Here is a 16,192-nt window from a genome sequence, read left to right as displayed (position 1 = left end):
CAGCATATCAAAAAAAAGAACGGTCGTTCCAAAAAAAATCTTGCCTGACCATGGCGAGTCCCGGACAATGCCGGAGATTCTAAGAACTCGGGCCACAAAGGGAAAGAGGAAAAACGCGCATGGCAGCCACTGGCGCCCGCGCCGCCCCCTGCCCGGAGTTCCACCCGATCATCGCATCCCCGGTATTACCGAACACGGCATTTCCCACAATTGCGCGCAAGTTGCCAAGAATAGAGGGTTAGAGACAATGAATCAGCAACAGCTCCTGGAGCAGTACGGCCCCCGCGAGGCCATGGAATACGACGTTGTCATCGTTGGCGGCGGCCCCGCCGGCCTGGCAACCGCCATCCGCCTGAAGCAGCTCGCCCAGGAGAAAGGCACCGAAGTCAATGTCTGCGTGCTGGAAAAGGGCTCCGAACCCGGTGCCCACATCCTGTCCGGCGCCATCATGGACCCGCGCGCGCTCGATGAGTTGTTGCCGAACTGGAAGGAACTCGGCGCGCCGCTGAACCAACCGGTCGCCGAAGACAAGTTCCTGTTCCTCAACGAAGCCGGCTCCAAGGCCACGCCGTCCGCCCTGCTGCCGGAGTGCTTCCACAACCACGGCAACTACATCGTCAGCCTGTCCAACTTCACGCGCTGGCTGGGGCAGCAGGCCGAAGGCCTGGGCGTCGAGATCTTCCCCGGCTTCCCGGCCGCCGAAGTGCTCTACAACGACGATGGCTCGGTCAAGGGCGTGGCCACCGGCAACATGGGCATCGGCAAGGAAGGCGAGCCGACCGAGAACTTCCAGCTCGGCATGGAGCTGCACGCCAAGTACACCATCTTCGCCGAAGGCTCGCGCGGCCACCTGGGCAAGCAGCTGATCGCCCAGTTCAAGCTCGACGACGGCAAGGATCCGCAAAGCTACGGCATCGGCCTGAAGGAGCTGTGGGAGATCGATCCCGCCAAGCACCAGCCCGGCCTGGTGGTGCACACCGCCGGCTGGCCGCTGGACCCGGCCACCTACGGCGGCTCCTTCCTGTACCACATGGAAGACAACAAGGTCGCGGTGGGCTTCGTGGTGGGCCTGGACTACACCAACCCCTGGCTGTCGCCCTTCGAGGAATTCCAGCGCTTCAAGACGCACCCGGAAATCCGCAAGTATTTCGAAGGCGGCAAGCGCATCAGCTACGGCGCGCGCGCCATCACGGCCGGCGGCCTGCTGTCGCTGCCCAAGACGGTCTTCCCGGGCGGCGCCCTGGTCGGCTGCGATGCCGGCTACCTGAACGCCTCGCGCATCAAGGGCAGCCATGCCGCCATCAAGACCGGCATGATGGCCGCCGAAGCCGCGTACGACGCGCTTCAGGCCGGGCGCCAGCACGACGAACTGACGGCTTACCCGACCGCCTTCGAGAACAGCTGGCTGTACAAGGAGCTGCTGCAGGCCAAGAACTTCAAGCAATGGTTCAAGAAGGGCCGCACCACTGCCACGCTGATGACCGGCATCGAGCAATGGCTGCTGCCCAAGCTGGGCATCCGCAACCCGCCCTGGACCATCCACCGCGTGAAGCCGGACCACGTCTATCTCAAGCCGGCCGCCGAGTAGCGTTCCCGTCAATGTCAACTGGGACAAGTTTGCCGGGCCTGAGAGCCGCTACTGCCCGGCCGGCGTGTACGAGTTCGTGCAGAACGACGACGGCAAGGAACGCCTGCAGATCAACGCGCAGAACTGCGTGCACTGCAAGACCTGCGACATCAAGGATCCCACCCAGAATATCGTGTGGGTGACGCCGGAAGGCGGCGGTGGCCCGAACTACGTGGGCATGTGATTTCGCCGCATGGCAAGAACAACGGCACCGGATTCGGTGCCGTTTTTTTGGGCTCAGACCTGCGGGCTCGACGTCGCGGGCAACGTCAGTGAGTCATGGTAGAGCGGCCTGTCCTCGGCCACGCCCTGGTACCAGCCAATCACATTGGCCACGCCGGCAATCAGCGTAATCAGCGCCGGGCCGGCGAGCGGCACCTGTCCGATGCCGTCGATCAGGGCCAGCACGGCATCCGTCATGCCGCCGGCCTCGCGCGGCTTGCCGATGGCGGTGGCCAAGGCCACGTCCGTTGGCGACATCCCGACCAGCAGGCGCGCGCCGTCGGCGCCGGCATCGCTGCTGGCAGGCTTGCCAGCGCCTGGGAAAGCGTCAAGCCCCAGCGCGCGCTCGTCCATCGACAATACGCTGGCCTGGCCGGCGCCCTGCGCGACATTGCCCATGGCGGGCATGGCAACGGCCAGCAGGCCGGCCAGGATGGGCGCGCACAGGCGCGCGCCGAAGCGCGGGTTCCGCTTCATGTTGCCTCCTCATGTTGGTGATCGGGATATTGGCGTTCCCGAATGCCATATCCGCTTTTTTTGCTGGAGGACAGTAGAGACGGGAAGCGTGCTTCGGGCAAGGGGCCGCGTTAGCAGGTTTACTCCAAACGCCGGCATCAGGCGCCCACCTGCATGCGGGCGTTTGCCAGCAACTGCTCATAGATGAAGCACTGAAGCAGCGTCAGCTCGCGCTCGCCGAGCGCGTCGAACACAACGCCGAACGTGGGAAACTCCGTATCGCCATCGGCGGGCAACGCGTTGCGCACAACCCCGTCGACCATGATCTCGCTATCCAGCGCGGCGGTGCGCAGATGGAAGCACAAGCGCACCGGCGCACCGGACGCCGGCACCGCGCCGGCAATCTGGATCTGCGCGCCGCCGGTGCTCAGGTCAGTCAGCAGCACCAGCCGGGTGGGCTCACGGGAGGCCTGCGCATCCTCGTCCGTACTGCCGGGGTCCACCAGGTAGGCCGCCAGCCGCGTCGGCACACGGGTCGCCTTGCGCACCGGCATGTGCTGCGGCTCGGCCGGCGCCGACAACACCAGATAGCGGAAAGGACTGCGGCAGATTGCGGTCACCGTCGACTCGAAGCTGAGGATGGCATGGCCAGAAAAGCCGCGCAGCAGCACCTTCTCGCCGGGCTGAAGCTGCAACTCCTTGCCGCCAAGCTGTGGCCATGTCGCGAACAGGCCCTGCTCGACAAAGCCGATCAGCCGGCTGGCCGCGGCGCGCCCGCTCTGCCCTGGCGACTTGACCTGCAGCAGCGTGCCCACCTGCAGGCCCAGCGGCCCCGCATTGGCTGGCCGGCCGCTGTCCTCCGGCTCGCCCGACTCGTCCTCGGGACGGCACACCGTGCCATGCCGGAACACCAGGGCGACGTCGCGATCCTCAGGGATCACGCTGCCACTGCCGAGCACGAGGTTGCCCGCCTCGTCCAGCAAGGACCAGGGCAAGGGCTGGCCGACGGGGAGATCGTTAGGAGTGAGTGCAATCATGGGAAGCACCGGTGAACGCCCAGGCAGCGGGCGTGGCAGATTCAACAGCGGCTACGGGAACGCAATAACGACCGCCCCGGCCACCACCTAGCGAGGCGCTTAGCGCACAGCGCGGCTGGCACGACGGCCTCAGGCCGCCGATGTACCAAGTGAATAGCGCATCTCATCCAACTAGCTATCGGCGTATTCCGAGAAAACCTTGAGGGCGATCCACATCCGCACCCTCACCAAGGCCTTGACGCGGCCACGTTTTCCTCGCAAAATCCCGCCACAAGCTGTCTGACAGCCTTACATATTTATCGATGACCACCCTCAGCCGCCCCGCCTCGCTTGCCGTACGTATCGCCGATGCCCTGCGCGCCGACATCGCAGCCGGCCGCTTTGCCGCCGGCGCCCGGCTCCCGGCCGAAAGCGCTCTCGGCGAGACCTTTGGCGTAAGCCGCCCCATCGTCCGGGAGGCCATTGCGCAACTCAAGGCGGACGGGCTGCTGGTCACGCGCAAGGGCTCGGGCGCGTACGTATCGGACATACCCGGCGGCCAGGTCTGGCGCATGGCTCCCGAGCCGCAAGGCGGCCCGACCCCGGCCCAGTTGTTCGAGTTGCGCATGGTGGTGGAATGCGCCTGCGCGGAAATGGCCGCCCTGCGCCGCACTGACGAGGACCTGCAAGCCATCCGCGGCGCGCTGGCCACGATGCGCGAGCACGCGGGAGATTTCTCCAGCGCCGCTGCCGCCGACGTGGCATTCCACCACGCCATCGCGCAGGCCGCGCACAACCCCTGCTTCACCGGCCTGACCGATTTCGTTGGGCAGCACATGCTGGCGGCGCGGCAAACCGCCTGGGAAAACGCTGCGCGCTTTCGCGGCGGCTCGCAAGGCGCGGACAGCGAGCACGCTGCGCTGGTGGAAGCCATCGCCGCCGGCAACCCCAACGCCGCGCGACAGGCCGCACGCCGGCACCTCGGTGGGGCAGCCAAGCGCATGGGGCTGACATTGAGTTGATGCAGGCCAATCGACGGGCACGACAAATCCAGGGACCCGCGGCACGCACCGCCTGACAGGCACCGGCCGCATCAGCAGAGAACGACAATGGAACAAGTAGATTGCGTGGTAATCGGCGCGGGCGTAGTGGGCCTGGCCGTGGCGAGACAACTAGCCATGCAAGGCCGCGAAGTCATCATCCTGGAAGCCGAGAATGCCTTCGGCACCATCACCAGCGCGCGCAACAGCGAAGTGATCCACGCCGGCATCTACTACCCGGCCGGCTCGCTCAAGGCGGCGATGTGCGTGCGCGGCAAGTCCATGCTGTACGAGTACTGCGCCTCGCACCACATCCACCACCAGCGCTGCGGCAAGCTGATCGTAGCCACCACCGAGGCCCAGGTCGCCACGCTGGAAGGTATCCGGGCCAAGGCCGCGGCCAATGGCGTGCATGACCTGCGGCTGCTCAGCCAGGCCGAGGCGCAGGCGCTGGAGCCAAACCTGCAATGCCGCGCCGCCCTGCTCTCGCCGTCCACCGGCATCGTCGACAGCCATGGCCTGATGCTGGCCTTGCTGGGCGACGCCGAGAACGCCGGCGCCATGCTGGCGGTACAGTCACCCGTGGCCGGCGGCGCGGTGACGCCGGATGGCATCCGCCTCGACGTAGGCAGCCAGGATGACGCGGCCGGCACCACGCTGCTGGCCCGCACCGTGATCAACTCGGCCGGGCTGAGCGCGCCGGCGCTGGCGCGCCGCATCGAGGGCATGCCCGCCGAGCATATCCCGCCCCAGTACTACGCCAAAGGCTGCTACTTCACGCTGGCCGGACGTGCGCCCTTCTCCCGTCTGATCTACCCGGTTCCGGAGGCCGCCGGCCTCGGCGTGCACCTGACCATCGACCTGGGCGGCCAGGCGCGCTTCGGCCCCAATGTGCGCTGGATCGACGAGATCGAGTACGGCGTGGATCCGGCCGATGCCGACAGCTTTTATGGTGAAGTGCGGAATTACTGGCCGGGGCTGGCCGATGGCGCGCTGCAGCCGGGCTATGCCGGCATCCGCCCCAAGATCAGCGGGCCGGGCGAGCCGGCGGCGGATTTCCGTATCGATGGCCCGGCCACCCATGGCGTGCCGGGGCTGGTCAACCTGTTCGGCATCGAGTCGCCCGGGCTGACCTCGTCGCTGGCGCTGGCCGAGCATGTGGCAAGCCTGCTGTGAACCCCGCGGTGAAGCCCTGAACGAACCAAACGCCGGCGCGCGTCAGCGCCCGGCCGTGGCGGCTTGCGCCTTGGCATCGGAAGCCGCCTCCGTACGGAACGTCATGAACGCGCACAGCGCGCCGCCCGCCGCCGCCAGTGCCGCTAGCCCGAACGTGTGAGCGGGCCCGAGCGCCTTCCAGGTCCATCCCATCGCCAGCCCACCGCAGGTGCCGCCCAGGCCGTAGGAAACCACGCCGATGGTCCACATCACGCCGATGGAAAACTTGCTGTAGCCAAGCTGCTCCAGGTACAGCGAATAGAACACGTACAGCGCGGCGTGGGCGAACATCATCAGGAACGCCGAGCCGAAGAACCAGCTCACATCGGGACGCCGCAGCAGCGGCAGCGCCGGCGGCGGCTTGACGCGCGGCCCGTCGTCCGGCGCGTCGCGCATGCCGAACACCACCACCAGGAATAACGCCAGCATGGCGCTCGCCAGCCACGGGAACGCCTCCATGCCGTAGCGCTCGAACAGCGCCCCGCCCAGCAGCACGGCCGCGATAAAGCCGGCCGAGCCGAACATGCGGATGCGCCCGTAGCGGTGATCGAAGGCGCCGTAGCGGCGCAGCGTGGAGATGGTGAGCGCGTCGCCCAGCGGCGACATGGCACTGGTGATCAGGTTCAAGCCGATCATCATCGCCATCATGCCGCCGTAGCTGGTGACGCCGGGCACCATCAGGAACGCCAGCAAGGATGTCACGGCGGCCAGGCGCAGCAGGCGCACGCGGGTGTGCATCACGTCGGACAGCCAGCCCCAGAAATACGGGCCGACAATGCGGCTGAACTGGAAGCAGGCCATCAGCACGCCGATCTGCACCGGGGAAAAACCACGCCCGGCGAAGAACAGGCTCACATAGGGGGAGATGACGCCGACGTAGCCGTAGTAACCGAGATAAAACAGGCCAAAGCGCGTCTCGGAGACGCGCCCGGCACCCGCGGCGCGGGCGTGTTGTTCCGCCTGCGCCAACTCAGCGCGACTGGCCGGACTGCGGCGACTGGGCAGGAATGCGCGGGGTATCGACCTTGACGTCGCCGCATTGGGCACGGTGGCGCAGCGCGTGGTCCATCAGGACCAGCGCCAGCATGGCTTCGGCGATGGGGGTCGCGCGAATGCCCACGCAGGGATCGTGGCGGCCGAAGGTTTCCACCGTGGCGGGCTGGCCGGCCTTGTCGATGGATTCGCGCGGGGTGCGGATGCTGGAGGTGGGCTTGATCGCCAGCGAGACGGTGACGTCCTGGCCGGTCGAGATGCCGCCCAGCATGCCGCCGGCGTTATTGCCGCGAAACCCTTCCGCGCTGAGTGCATCGCCATGCATGCTGCCGCGCTGGCTGACGCTGTCAAACCCCGCGCCGATCTCCACGCCCTTGACGGCATTGATGCCCATCATGGCATGCGCGATATCGGCATCGAGCTTGTCGAACAACGGTTCGCCCAGGCCCACCGGCACATTGCTCGCCACCACCTCGATGCGCGCGCCGACGGAGTCCCCATCGCGGCGCAGCGCGTCCATATAGGTTTCCAGCTCCGGCACGATCTCCGCATTGGGTGCGAAAAAGGGATTCTCCGGCACTTGCGCCCAGTCCACGAACGGCACGCGGACTTCGCCCAACTGCGACATATAGCCCCGGATCTCGGTACCGTACTGCTCGCGCAGCCACTTCTTGGCCACGGCCGCCGCCGCCACCACCGGCGCCGTCAGGCGCGCCGACGAGCGGCCGCCGCCGCGATAGTCGCGGATGCCGTACTTCTGCCAGTAGGTGTAGTCGGCGTGACCCGGGCGGAAGGTCTCGACGATATTGCCGTAGTCCTTGCTGCGCTGGTCGGTGTTGCGGATCAGCAGGCAGATCGGCGTGCCGGTGGTCTTGCCCTCGAACACGCCGGAGAGGATCTCGACCTGGTCAGGTTCCTGGCGCTGCGTGACGTGGCGCGAGGTGCCGGGCTTGCGTCGATCCAGGTCGAGCTGGATATCGGCCTCGGTCAGGGACATGCCCGGCGGGCAGCCATCCACCACCGCGCCGATGGCTGGCCCGTGCGATTCGCCGAAAGTGGTGACAGTGAAGAGCAGGCCGAGAGTATTGCCGGACATGATGGGAGACCGCGGAGGGCGTGAGAATTGGGGAACGGGCTACATTGTAAGGCTTTTGCCGCCCGTCCGGCCCTCCCCGCTTTCGCGCTCAGGATGCGGGCGCCGCCTGTGGGTCCGGATAGAAGCGCTCCCGCATCCGCGCCACGTAGGCCACCAGGTTGGGGTGGGATTCAGCCGCGGTGCGGATCGGCGTGTCGAACAGCGGGCACAGCGCGCCGGCCATGAAGGCGAAAACCGTAGCGTCGGCACCGCAGGGCTTGTCGCCCATCAGGTAGGGCTGGTCGCCCAGCATGTCGGCCACGGCCGCCACGTCGCGGCCGGCGATCGCGGCCAGATCGGCCGGGCTATGGCGCCCGAGCCCCTGCGTCCACAGGATGCGGCGGATCTTCGAGCGCACAAAACGCATCGCCAGCCCGCGCACCGGCCAGGGCACGGCGCGGAAAAACGTCGCCGGGCCCCTGGAAAAATTGGCGTCGTGGTTCCAGCGTGCATCGGCCACGGCCCAGTAGAAGTTATCTTCAAGCATCTTTTCGACCGACCAGGCCGTGCCGCGCTGTGCCGGCGTCAGCCCTTCGTCGAAGTCGATGTGGTACGTCTTCTCCAGATGCCAGCGGATCAGCGTGGAGTCCGCCACCACGCGGCCTTCGTCGTCGAGATAGGGCAGCTTGCCCTTGGGCGCGCGCCGCAGACCGCCCTGCGCGGCGCGGTACGGCAGCCGCGCGAGCTTGAGCAGCAGGTCGGCCTTGGTGACGAACGGGCTGGCGTCGGGCAGGCCGAAGGCCGGCCCGAAGGTGTAAAGCGTGATCATGGTTTGCGGCTCCAGTTAGCGCCACTCGCCGCGCAGGCCTTGCACCACCTGCTGCAGGCCCTCCGGCGTGGCCAGTTCCGGCGCGATCGGGTCGCCCACGACCAGCTCCAGGCGGTTCAGGATGCCGCGCCGGAATGGCCGGGACATGGCATTGCCGCCCTTGCGCGAGAAGAAGCTGCCCCACAGCCCGCGCAGCGCCATCGGCACGACCGGCACGGGGGTGCGCCGGATGATCTGCTGCACGCCCTGCTTGAAGGGATTGAGCTCGCCGGTGGCCGTTATCTTGCCCTCCGGGAAGATGCAGACCAGGTCGCCGTCGGCCAGCGCCCGCGCGACTTCGTCGTAGGCGCGCTCCAGCATGAGCGGATCCTCGTGCGCCGGCGCGATCGGAATGGCCTTGGCCTGGCGGAAGAACCACGACATCAGCGGCACCTTGAAGATGCGGTGGTCCATCAGGAAGCGCACCGGGCGTGGGCTGGCGGCCATCAGCACCACCGCGTCGGCAAAGCTGACGTGGTTGCACACCAGCACCGCCGCACCCTCGGCCGGGATGTGTTCGGCGTTGACGCGCTTCAGTCGATACACGGTATGGACCAGAATCCAGGCAATGAAGCGCAGCAGGAACTCCGGCACCAGCGAGTAAATGTAGATGGCGACCACCGCGTTGAGCAGCCCCACCACCAGGAACAGCTGCGGAATGCTGAAGCCGGCCTGGGTCAGCACCACCGCCAGCAGCGAGGAGCCGATCATGAAGAAGCTGTTGAGGATGTTGTTGGCGGCAATGATGCGAGCCCGGTGCGTCGGCGCGCAGCGGCTCTGGATCAGCGCGTACAGCGGCACGCTGTAGAAGCCGCCGAACATGGCCAGCAGGAACAGGTCGATCAGCACACGCCAGTGGCGCGGGTCGGCGGCAAAGCCGGCCAGCCCGGACAGTTCGCTATGCTGCTCGCCATTGCTGGCGAAGAACAGGTCGACCGCGAACACCGTCATGCCGATCGAGCCGAACGGCACCAGGCCGATCTCGACATGGCGCCCGGACAGCCGCTCGCACAGCAACGAGCCGGTGCCAATGCCCAGCGAGAACACCGCCAGCAGCAGCGTCACCACGTTCTGGTCGCCGCCCAGCACGTCCTTGGCAAAGCTGAAAAACGAGGTAAGGAACGTCGCGCCCAGGAACCAGAGCCAGGAAATCCCCAGCAGGCTCAGGAACACCGTGCGATCGGTGCGCGCCAGCTTGAGGTTGCGCCAGGTCTCCGTGAACGGGTTCCAGTTGATGCGCAGGTCGGGTTGCGGCGCTGGTGAGTCCGGCACGCGCGCGGACACCATGCGGCCGGCCAGTGCCAGCACCACGCAGGCGGCGCCGACATAGAACGGCCCCACGATCTTCTCGCCATGGGTCAGGCCGGCCAGTTCGCCGCCAAGCAGGGTGCCAAGCAGGATCGCCACGAAGGTGCCCATCTCCACCAGCCCGTTGCCGCCCACCAGTTCGGTCTCGGCCAGGTGCTGCGGCAGGTAAGCGAACTTGACCGGGCCGAACAGCGTCGAGTGCAGCCCCATCAGGAAGGTGCCGGTGTAGAGCAGTGGCGCGCTGTGCATGGCAAAGCCCGCCAGCCCCAGCAGCATGATGGCGATTTCCAGCGTCTTCACCAGCCGGATCAGACGGGACTTCTCGATCTTGTCGGCAATCTGGCCGCTGGTGGCCGAAAACAGCACGAACGGCGCAATGAAGATCGCCGAAATCAGGAACGCCGCGCTCTTGGCGTCAACGCCGTCGAACAGGGCCGTATGGTAGGTGACCAGGGAGGTAAAGGCGACCTTGAACAGGTTGTCGTTCATGGCGCCCAGGAACTGGGTCCAGAAGAATGGCGCGAAGCGGCGCGTGCGGAGCAGACGGAACTGGTTTTGTTGGCTCATGTAGCGCTCATGTAGCGGTCGGCTCAAAAAGATGCCGCGTCGTTGCGCGGCATTTACCACTGATATGGACCACGGACCGTGCCCCAGGAGGGTGCACATGCACCCCGGCCAGGGCATCCCGCGGCGCCCCGACACCCCCAGCCCGCCCGCTGCCACCTGGCACCTGGCACCTCTCGCGCCACGGGCGGCTCAATCGGTCTTTTCTTCCGGCCAGTCGCGGATGTAGGCCTTGAGCATGCGGTTCTCGAAGCTCTGCTCTTCCACCACGGCCTTGGCCACGTCGTAGAACGAAATCACGCCCATCAGCGTCCGGTTGTCCAGCACCGGCAGGTAGCGGGTGTGGCGCTCCAGCATCATGCGGCGGACTTCATTGACGTCCGTCTCCATCGTGCAGGTCAGCGGCGCGTCGTCCATGACCTTGCGCAGGCTGGTGGTGCCGACGTTGCCGCCGTTGGCGGAGAGCGTCTTGATGATCTCGCGGAAGGTCAGCATGCCGACCAGGTCGCCGTATTCCATCACCACCAGCGAGCCGATATCGTGCTCGGCCATGATGTTGACCGCCAGCAGCAGTGACGTTTCCGGCTTCACCGTATAGAGCGTATTGCCCTTGATCTGCAGGATGTCGCTGACTTTCATGATGGTCTCCGCTTCTCTGAATCTGCTGTTTTGCTGTTTATTACCTGCCGCTGCCGGCATGGCCTGATGCGCCGATCCTAGCCGAAACCAGCCGCCCAAGTAAAGCACGGGCCGCCGCCGGGGCCGCCAGGGCTATTTGCCGTGCTCCGCAGCGGCAGCGGATGCTACGATGCGCTCCGGAGACAACTCTAGCCCTTGAAGCCATGTCCGGTACCCGTTTCGACACCCTGGCGCTGCATGCAGGCGCCGCCCCCGACCCCGCCACGGGGGCGCGGGCCACGCCCATCCACCTGACGACGTCGTTCGTCTTCAAGGACAGCGAGCACGCCGCCTCGCTGTTCAACATGGAACGCGCGGGCCACGTCTACTCCCGTATCTCCAACCCGACGGTCGCCGTCTTCGAGGAGCGCATTGCCGCCCTGGAGAACGGCGCCGGCGCGATCGGCGTGGCTTCGGGCCAGGCTGCGCTGCACCTGGCGGTGGCTACGCTGATGGGCGCGGGCTCGCACATCGTGGCGTCCAGTGCCCTGTACGGCGGCTCGCACAACCTGCTGCACTACACGCTGCGCCGCTTCGGCATCGAGACCACCTTCGTGCAGGCGCGCGACATCGACGCCTGGCGCGCAGCCATCCGGCCCGAGACCAAGCTGCTGTTCGGCGAGACCCTGGGCAATCCGGGGCTGGACGTGCTCGACATCCCGACCCTGGCGCAACTCGGCCAGGACAACGGCATCCCGCTGCTGGTCGACTCCACCTTCACCACGCCCTACCTGCTCAAGCCCTTCGACCTGGGCGCCGGCCTGCTCTATCACTCGGCCACCAAGTTCCTGGGCGGCCACGGCACCACCATCGGCGGCGTGCTGGCCGAAGGCGGCACCTTCGACTTCGACGCCTCCGGGCGCTTCCCGGAGCTGTCGGAGCCCTATGCCGGCTTCCACAACATGGTGTTCACCGAGGAAAGCACCGTGGCCCCGTTCCTGCTGCGCGCCCGCCGCGAGGGCCTGCGCGACTTCGGCGCCTGCCTGAGCCCGATGGCCGCCTGGCAACTGTTGCAAGGCATCGAGACGCTGCCGCTGCGCATGGCCCGCCACGTGGACAACGCGCGCCGCGTGGTGCAATTCCTGGTGTCGCATCCGATGGTCGAGTCGGTGGCCTATCCGGAGCTGGAGTCGCATCCGGATTACGCGCTCGCCAAGCGGCTGCTGCCGCGCGGCGCGGGCGCCGTGTTCAGCCAATGTGGGCGATGCCCGCTCGCTGGTGATCCACCCCGCCTCCACCACCCACTTCCGCATGGACGCGGCGGCACTGCAGGCGGCCGGCATCAGCGAAGGCACCATCCGCCTGTCGGTCGGCCTGGAAGACCCGGACGACCTCATCGACGACCTCAAGCGCGGCCTCAAGGCCGCGGAGAAAGCCATGAGCGCCAAGGGAGGGCAAGCCTGATGGAACTGACGATCGCAGGCCGCAAGGCCTACGCCTACACCGGCGGAAAACCCTTCGACCCGGCCCTGCCTTGTGCCGTGTTCGTGCACGGCGCGCAGAACGACCACAGCGTATGGGCTCTGCAGACGCGCTGGTTCGCCAACCACGGTTTCAGCGTGCTGGCCGTGGACCTGCCCGGCCACAACCGAAGCGAAGGCGAACCCCTCAAGACGGTCGAGGCCATGGCCGACTGGGTGATCGAACTGGTGCGCGCGGCCGGCGTCAGCGCCCCGGCGCTGGTCTTCGGGCACAGCATGGGCTCGCTGATCGCGCTGGAAACCGCCGCGCGCCATCCGCAAGCGGTGCGCGGCATCGCGCTGCTTGCCACGGCCTACCCGATGAAAGTCGCCGACGCCCTGCTCGACGCCTCCCTCAACCATGTGGACCAGGCTATCGCCATGGTCAACGCCTGGTCGCACTCCAGCCTCGCCAACAAGCCCTCCTCGCCGGGACCGGGCTCGTGGATGCAAGGCGGCAGCCAGCGCCTGATGGAACGCGTGGCGCAACGCAACCCGGCAGGCCACGTCTTCCACACCGATTTCTCCGCCTGCAACGCCTACGCCAACGGCGACGCCGCCGTGGCCGCCGTGGACTGCCCCGCCCTGTTCATCAGCGGCAGCAAGGACATGATGACCTCGCCCAAAGCCGCGCAAGCACTAGCTGACCGGATGGCTTCGGCCAGCACGGTCACGGTGCCCTGCGGACATGCACTGATGGGGGAAAGGCCGGATGAGGTACTGGACGCGCTGGCGGCTTTCGCACGCAAGGTGGTCGCCGCGGGTTGAATGCACCGGCATCGCGAGCGAGCGGTTCGTCCCCCTCTCCCACTGCGCCGGAGAGGGGGACGAACCGTTGCAAGGCGGCAATGCCCGACCGGGGCCCTTGCCATGTCCCAGGCCCACCACCGTGAGTTCGAGAATTTCGCCGCCTTCTACCCCTTCTACCTGAACGAACACCGCAACTCCACCTGCCGCCGCCTGCATTTCGCCGGTTCCACCGTGGCATTGCTGTGCCTGCTTGCGCTCCTGCTCAGCGGCAACTGGTGGTGGCTGGCAGCGGCCGCGGTCTCAGGCTATGCCTTCGCCTGGGTCGGCCATTTCGTCTTCGAGAAAAACCGCCCCGCCACCTTCCGCCATCCGCTCTACAGCCTGATGGGCGACTGGGTGATGTACGGCGATATCTGGCGCGGCAGGATTCCCTTCTAGGCCTGCGCGGCCTTCAGACCTGGCCGTGCCAGCCGGGCGGCACCACTTCCAGGGTGCGCCGGGCGGGATCGGCGGGACGTTCCTGGGCGTCCGGCCCGGTCTGCGCCTGCGCCAGTTGATCCTGTTGCTGGCGCCGGAACACAGCCTGCAGCGGTTGGTCCAGGCGCGGGTTGTCCAGCACCTGCTTGAGCGCATCGGCGCCCTGCAACTGCTGCGCCAGCGCCGTGCGCGGCAGGCGCGGCAGGTTCAGCACCAGCCGGTCGTGCAGCGAGCGCAGGGTCACCTGTGCCGGATCGCACAACAGCGCCCAGTGCGCCTGGCCTCGATCCTGCGCCAGCCTGCCGACCAGATGCATGCCCTTGAGCTTGCCCAGCAGGCCAGCCAGGTAGTCCGCCTCCACCCGCAGCTTGCGCCCCAGGTCGAGCTCGCCGACGCTGCGCGGCACTTCGTCCCGCGCCCGATAGAGCAGGTAGAGCACGCCAAGCGCATCGAAGAACTCGCTGCCAGCGAAGGTGCGGCGCCGCCAGTAGCCTTGCCGGATCACCGGCAGGTTGGCGGCGATGGTGGCGCCCAGCAGCGTCACCAGCCAGCTCAGGTAGATCCACAACAGGAAGATCGGCAGCGCGGCAAAGGTGCCGTAGACCGCAGTGTAGGTGGGGATATGGGTGACGAAGTAGCCGAAGCCCCGCTTGGCCAGCTCAAAGGCCAGCGCCGCCACCAGGCCGGCGGCGATCGCGTCGCGCCACTCCACGTTGGCGTTGGGCACGGCGGTATAGAGAAAGGCAAAGGCCACCGCCGAGAGCAGCACCGGCGTCAGGCTCACCACCAGCCCCAGCCCGATCGGCATAGTGCCGACATAGCCGGCCGAGACCGAGATCAGGTAGGAGCTGATTGACAGGCTGGCGCCGATCAGCACCGGGCCCAGCGTCAGCACGGCCCAAAACACCAGCACGCGCTGCGCCAGAGGGCGGCGCTGCTTGACGCGCCAGATCGCGTTAAGCGCGTCCTCGACCGTCAGCATGGTCAGCACCGAGGTCACCATCAGGCCGCCCAGGCCTACCGCGGTCAGGCCTTTTGCGTTTTTCGCGAACTGCCCGAGGTAGCTTGTGATGGAGTTGCTGACGTTACCCGGAATCAGGTTCTGGAACAGGAAGGACTCGATCGCGCTGCGAAACTCACGGAACACCGGGAAAGCCGCCAGCAAGGCGAAGGCTACGGTCAGCACCGGCACTACCGCCAGCACCGTGGTGAACGTCAGGCTGGCCGCGACCTGCGGCAAGCGGCCTTCGCCGGCGCGGCGCAGCGCGTAGCGCGTGAGCGCGCGCAGTTTTTGCAGATTCCATTCCCTGCGCAGGCGAACGATGCGGGCAGCAAACATGCGGGGGCAAACTCCTTACCGGATTCAGTAGCGAGGCCGCAACTATAATACGCGCATTGCCCTCGCGCGCAGCGCAAGGCACAAACCCGGCTTTGCCTGCCGGGACCGCTCCACCCTGGCGCCCCTCGCTTACCGTTAAGGCGCCTCAGCCCTGTCCATGACCGAACTCCTCGTCCTCTATTACAGCCGCCACGGCAGCACCCGCAAGCTGGCCGAACTCATCGCCACCGGCATCGACAGCGTACCCGGCGCCCAGGCGCGCCTGCGCACGGTGCCGCCGGTCTCGACCGTGAGCGAAGCCACCGCCCCGGACATTCCGGGGGACGGCCCGCCTTACGCCGAGCTGCGCGACCTCGAGGAATGCGCCGGCCTGGCGCTGGGCAGCCCCACACGCTTCGGCAACATGGCCGCGCCGATGAAGTACTTCCTCGATGGCACCGTGGCCCAGTGGCTGTCCGGCGCCCTCACCGGCAAGCCCGCTTGCGTGTTCACCGCCACCGGCAGCCTGCACGGCGGCCAGGAAACCACCTTGCTGTCGATGATGCTGCCCTTGCTGCACCACGGCATGCTGATCATGGGCCTGCCCTACTCGGAAAGCGCGCTGATGACCACCACGGGCGGCGGCACGCCCTACGGCCCGAGCCATCACGCACGCGTGGACAACAGCGCGCCGGTGTCAGAAGACGAAGCCGCGCTCGCGCGCGCCATGGGCAAGCGCCTGGCCGAGACCACGCTGCGCCTGGCCGGCGGGAGCCGCGCATGAGCGCCGCCCCGCCCCCCACGGCACCGTCCGCCACCAATGCCACCGACGGCGCACTGCACAGCGCAGCCCTGTGGCGCCTGAGCGCCGGCAGCCTTGTTGCGCTGATCGTGCTGTGCATTGCCTGGGAATGGTTCCTGGCACCGCTGCGCCCGGGCGGCTCGTGGCTGATCCTCAAGTTCCTGCCGCTGCTGCTGCCGCTGCGCGGCGTGCTGAGCCGCAACCGCTACACCATGCAGTGGTCTTCGATCCTCTACCTGCGCCCGTACAAGCGCCGCGCCAAGGCCCTGCAACCGGCCAAGCCGGGCAAGTGACAACGCCGGCGAGCTCGCCGCGAGCCCGCA

General features: G+C 67.2%; 14 protein-coding genes and 2 pseudogenes. 8 read left to right on the top strand and 8 right to left on the bottom strand.

Annotation, left to right across the window (positions count from 1 at the left end):
- Positions 1-247 precede the first annotated feature (247 nt).
- Positions 248-1,811, top strand: a pseudogene (locus OR16_RS33205) (4Fe-4S dicluster domain-containing protein).
- Positions 1,812-1,864: 53 nt separating this feature from the next.
- Here OR16_RS33205 and OR16_RS33200 read toward each other — a convergent pair.
- The gene (locus OR16_RS33200; protein WP_006163184.1) at positions 1,865-2,326 is read right to left on the bottom strand and encodes a hypothetical protein; all 462 of its coding nucleotides are present in this window, start codon (positions 2,324-2,326) and stop codon (positions 1,865-1,867) included.
- A gap of 137 nt (positions 2,327-2,463) precedes the next feature.
- Positions 2,464-3,342, bottom strand: a complete 879-nt coding sequence (locus OR16_RS33195) for a flagellar brake protein (protein WP_043422099.1) — start codon at positions 3,340-3,342, stop codon at positions 2,464-2,466.
- Between the two features lie 302 nt (positions 3,343-3,644).
- Here OR16_RS33195 and OR16_RS33190 point away from each other — a divergent pair, with 302 nt between their 5' ends.
- Both OR16_RS33190 and OR16_RS33185 read left to right on the top strand, forming a co-directional pair.
- Positions 3,645-4,343, top strand: a complete 699-nt coding sequence (locus OR16_RS33190; RefSeq protein ID WP_006163180.1) for a FadR/GntR family transcriptional regulator — start codon at positions 3,645-3,647, stop codon at positions 4,341-4,343.
- 87 nt (positions 4,344-4,430) lie between these two features.
- The gene (locus OR16_RS33185) at positions 4,431-5,537 is read left to right on the top strand and encodes an NAD(P)/FAD-dependent oxidoreductase (RefSeq protein WP_043422097.1); all 1,107 of its coding nucleotides are present in this window, start codon (positions 4,431-4,433) and stop codon (positions 5,535-5,537) included.
- A 42-nt stretch (positions 5,538-5,579) separates the two neighbouring features.
- Here OR16_RS33185 and OR16_RS33180 read toward each other — a convergent pair whose 3' ends face one another.
- The 5 genes from OR16_RS33180 to OR16_RS33160 form a co-directional block, all read right to left on the bottom strand.
- The gene (locus OR16_RS33180; protein WP_006163177.1) at positions 5,580-6,545 is read right to left on the bottom strand and encodes an MFS transporter; all 966 of its coding nucleotides are present in this window, start codon (positions 6,543-6,545) and stop codon (positions 5,580-5,582) included.
- 1 nt (position 6,546) lies between these two features.
- On the bottom strand, positions 6,547-7,665 hold the full coding sequence (aroC, locus tag OR16_RS33175) for a chorismate synthase (protein ID WP_006163176.1): 1,119 nt from the start codon (positions 7,663-7,665) through the stop codon (positions 6,547-6,549).
- An 88-nt stretch (positions 7,666-7,753) separates the two neighbouring features.
- Positions 7,754-8,473, bottom strand: coding sequence for a glutathione S-transferase C-terminal domain-containing protein (locus OR16_RS33170; protein ID WP_006163175.1), 720 nt, complete (start codon positions 8,471-8,473; stop codon positions 7,754-7,756).
- Positions 8,474-8,488: 15 nt separating this feature from the next.
- Positions 8,489-10,387 (bottom strand): MFS transporter, encoded by a 1,899-nt coding sequence (locus tag OR16_RS33165; protein WP_006163174.1) that lies wholly within the window; start codon positions 10,385-10,387, stop codon positions 8,489-8,491.
- 189 nt (positions 10,388-10,576) lie between these two features.
- A complete protein-coding gene (locus OR16_RS33160) occupies positions 10,577-11,023 on the bottom strand; it encodes a CBS domain-containing protein (RefSeq protein ID WP_006163173.1) in 447 nt (148 codons plus the stop codon).
- Positions 11,024-11,226: 203 nt separating this feature from the next.
- On the opposite strand from OR16_RS33160, the pseudogene OR16_RS33155 reads away from it, so the two are divergent.
- The 3 genes and pseudogenes from OR16_RS33155 (at position 11,227) to OR16_RS33145 (ending at position 13,710) form a co-directional block, all read left to right on the top strand.
- Positions 11,227-12,466, top strand: a pseudogene (locus OR16_RS33155) (O-acetylhomoserine aminocarboxypropyltransferase).
- Positions 12,466-13,290, top strand: coding sequence for an alpha/beta fold hydrolase (locus OR16_RS33150; RefSeq protein ID WP_043422094.1), 825 nt, complete (start codon positions 12,466-12,468; stop codon positions 13,288-13,290). The pseudogene OR16_RS33155 and the gene OR16_RS33150 overlap by 1 nt, the downstream one beginning before the upstream one ends.
- A 102-nt stretch (positions 13,291-13,392) precedes the next feature.
- Complete coding sequence (locus tag OR16_RS33145; RefSeq protein ID WP_006163172.1) at positions 13,393-13,710, top strand: Mpo1-like protein; 318 nt, start codon at positions 13,393-13,395, stop codon at positions 13,708-13,710.
- Positions 13,711-13,723: 13 nt separating this feature from the next.
- Here the strand turns inward: OR16_RS33145 and OR16_RS33140 are convergent, their stop codons facing one another.
- Entirely contained in the window at positions 13,724-15,088 is a 1,365-nt protein-coding gene (locus OR16_RS33140; protein ID WP_006163171.1) for a YihY family inner membrane protein, read from the bottom strand.
- Positions 15,089-15,245: 157 nt separating this feature from the next.
- Between OR16_RS33140 and wrbA the strand changes: the two genes are divergently transcribed.
- Positions 15,246-15,851: an NAD(P)H:quinone oxidoreductase gene (gene wrbA, locus OR16_RS33135; RefSeq protein ID WP_006163170.1), complete on the top strand. Its 606-nt coding sequence runs from the start codon at positions 15,246-15,248 to the stop codon at positions 15,849-15,851.
- On the top strand, positions 15,848-16,162 hold the full coding sequence (locus OR16_RS33130; RefSeq protein ID WP_006163169.1) for a DUF2069 domain-containing protein: 315 nt from the start codon (positions 15,848-15,850) through the stop codon (positions 16,160-16,162). The genes wrbA and OR16_RS33130 overlap by 4 nt, the downstream gene beginning before the upstream one ends.
- The last annotated feature ends 30 nt before the right edge of the window (positions 16,163-16,192 follow it).

The organism is Cupriavidus basilensis OR16, from assembly GCF_000243095.1.
GTDB lineage: Bacteria > Pseudomonadota > Gammaproteobacteria > Burkholderiales > Burkholderiaceae > Cupriavidus > Cupriavidus basilensis_D.
The sequence above is the reverse complement of the archived record's forward strand: the minus strand, read 5'-3'. Positions and strand labels throughout refer to the sequence as shown.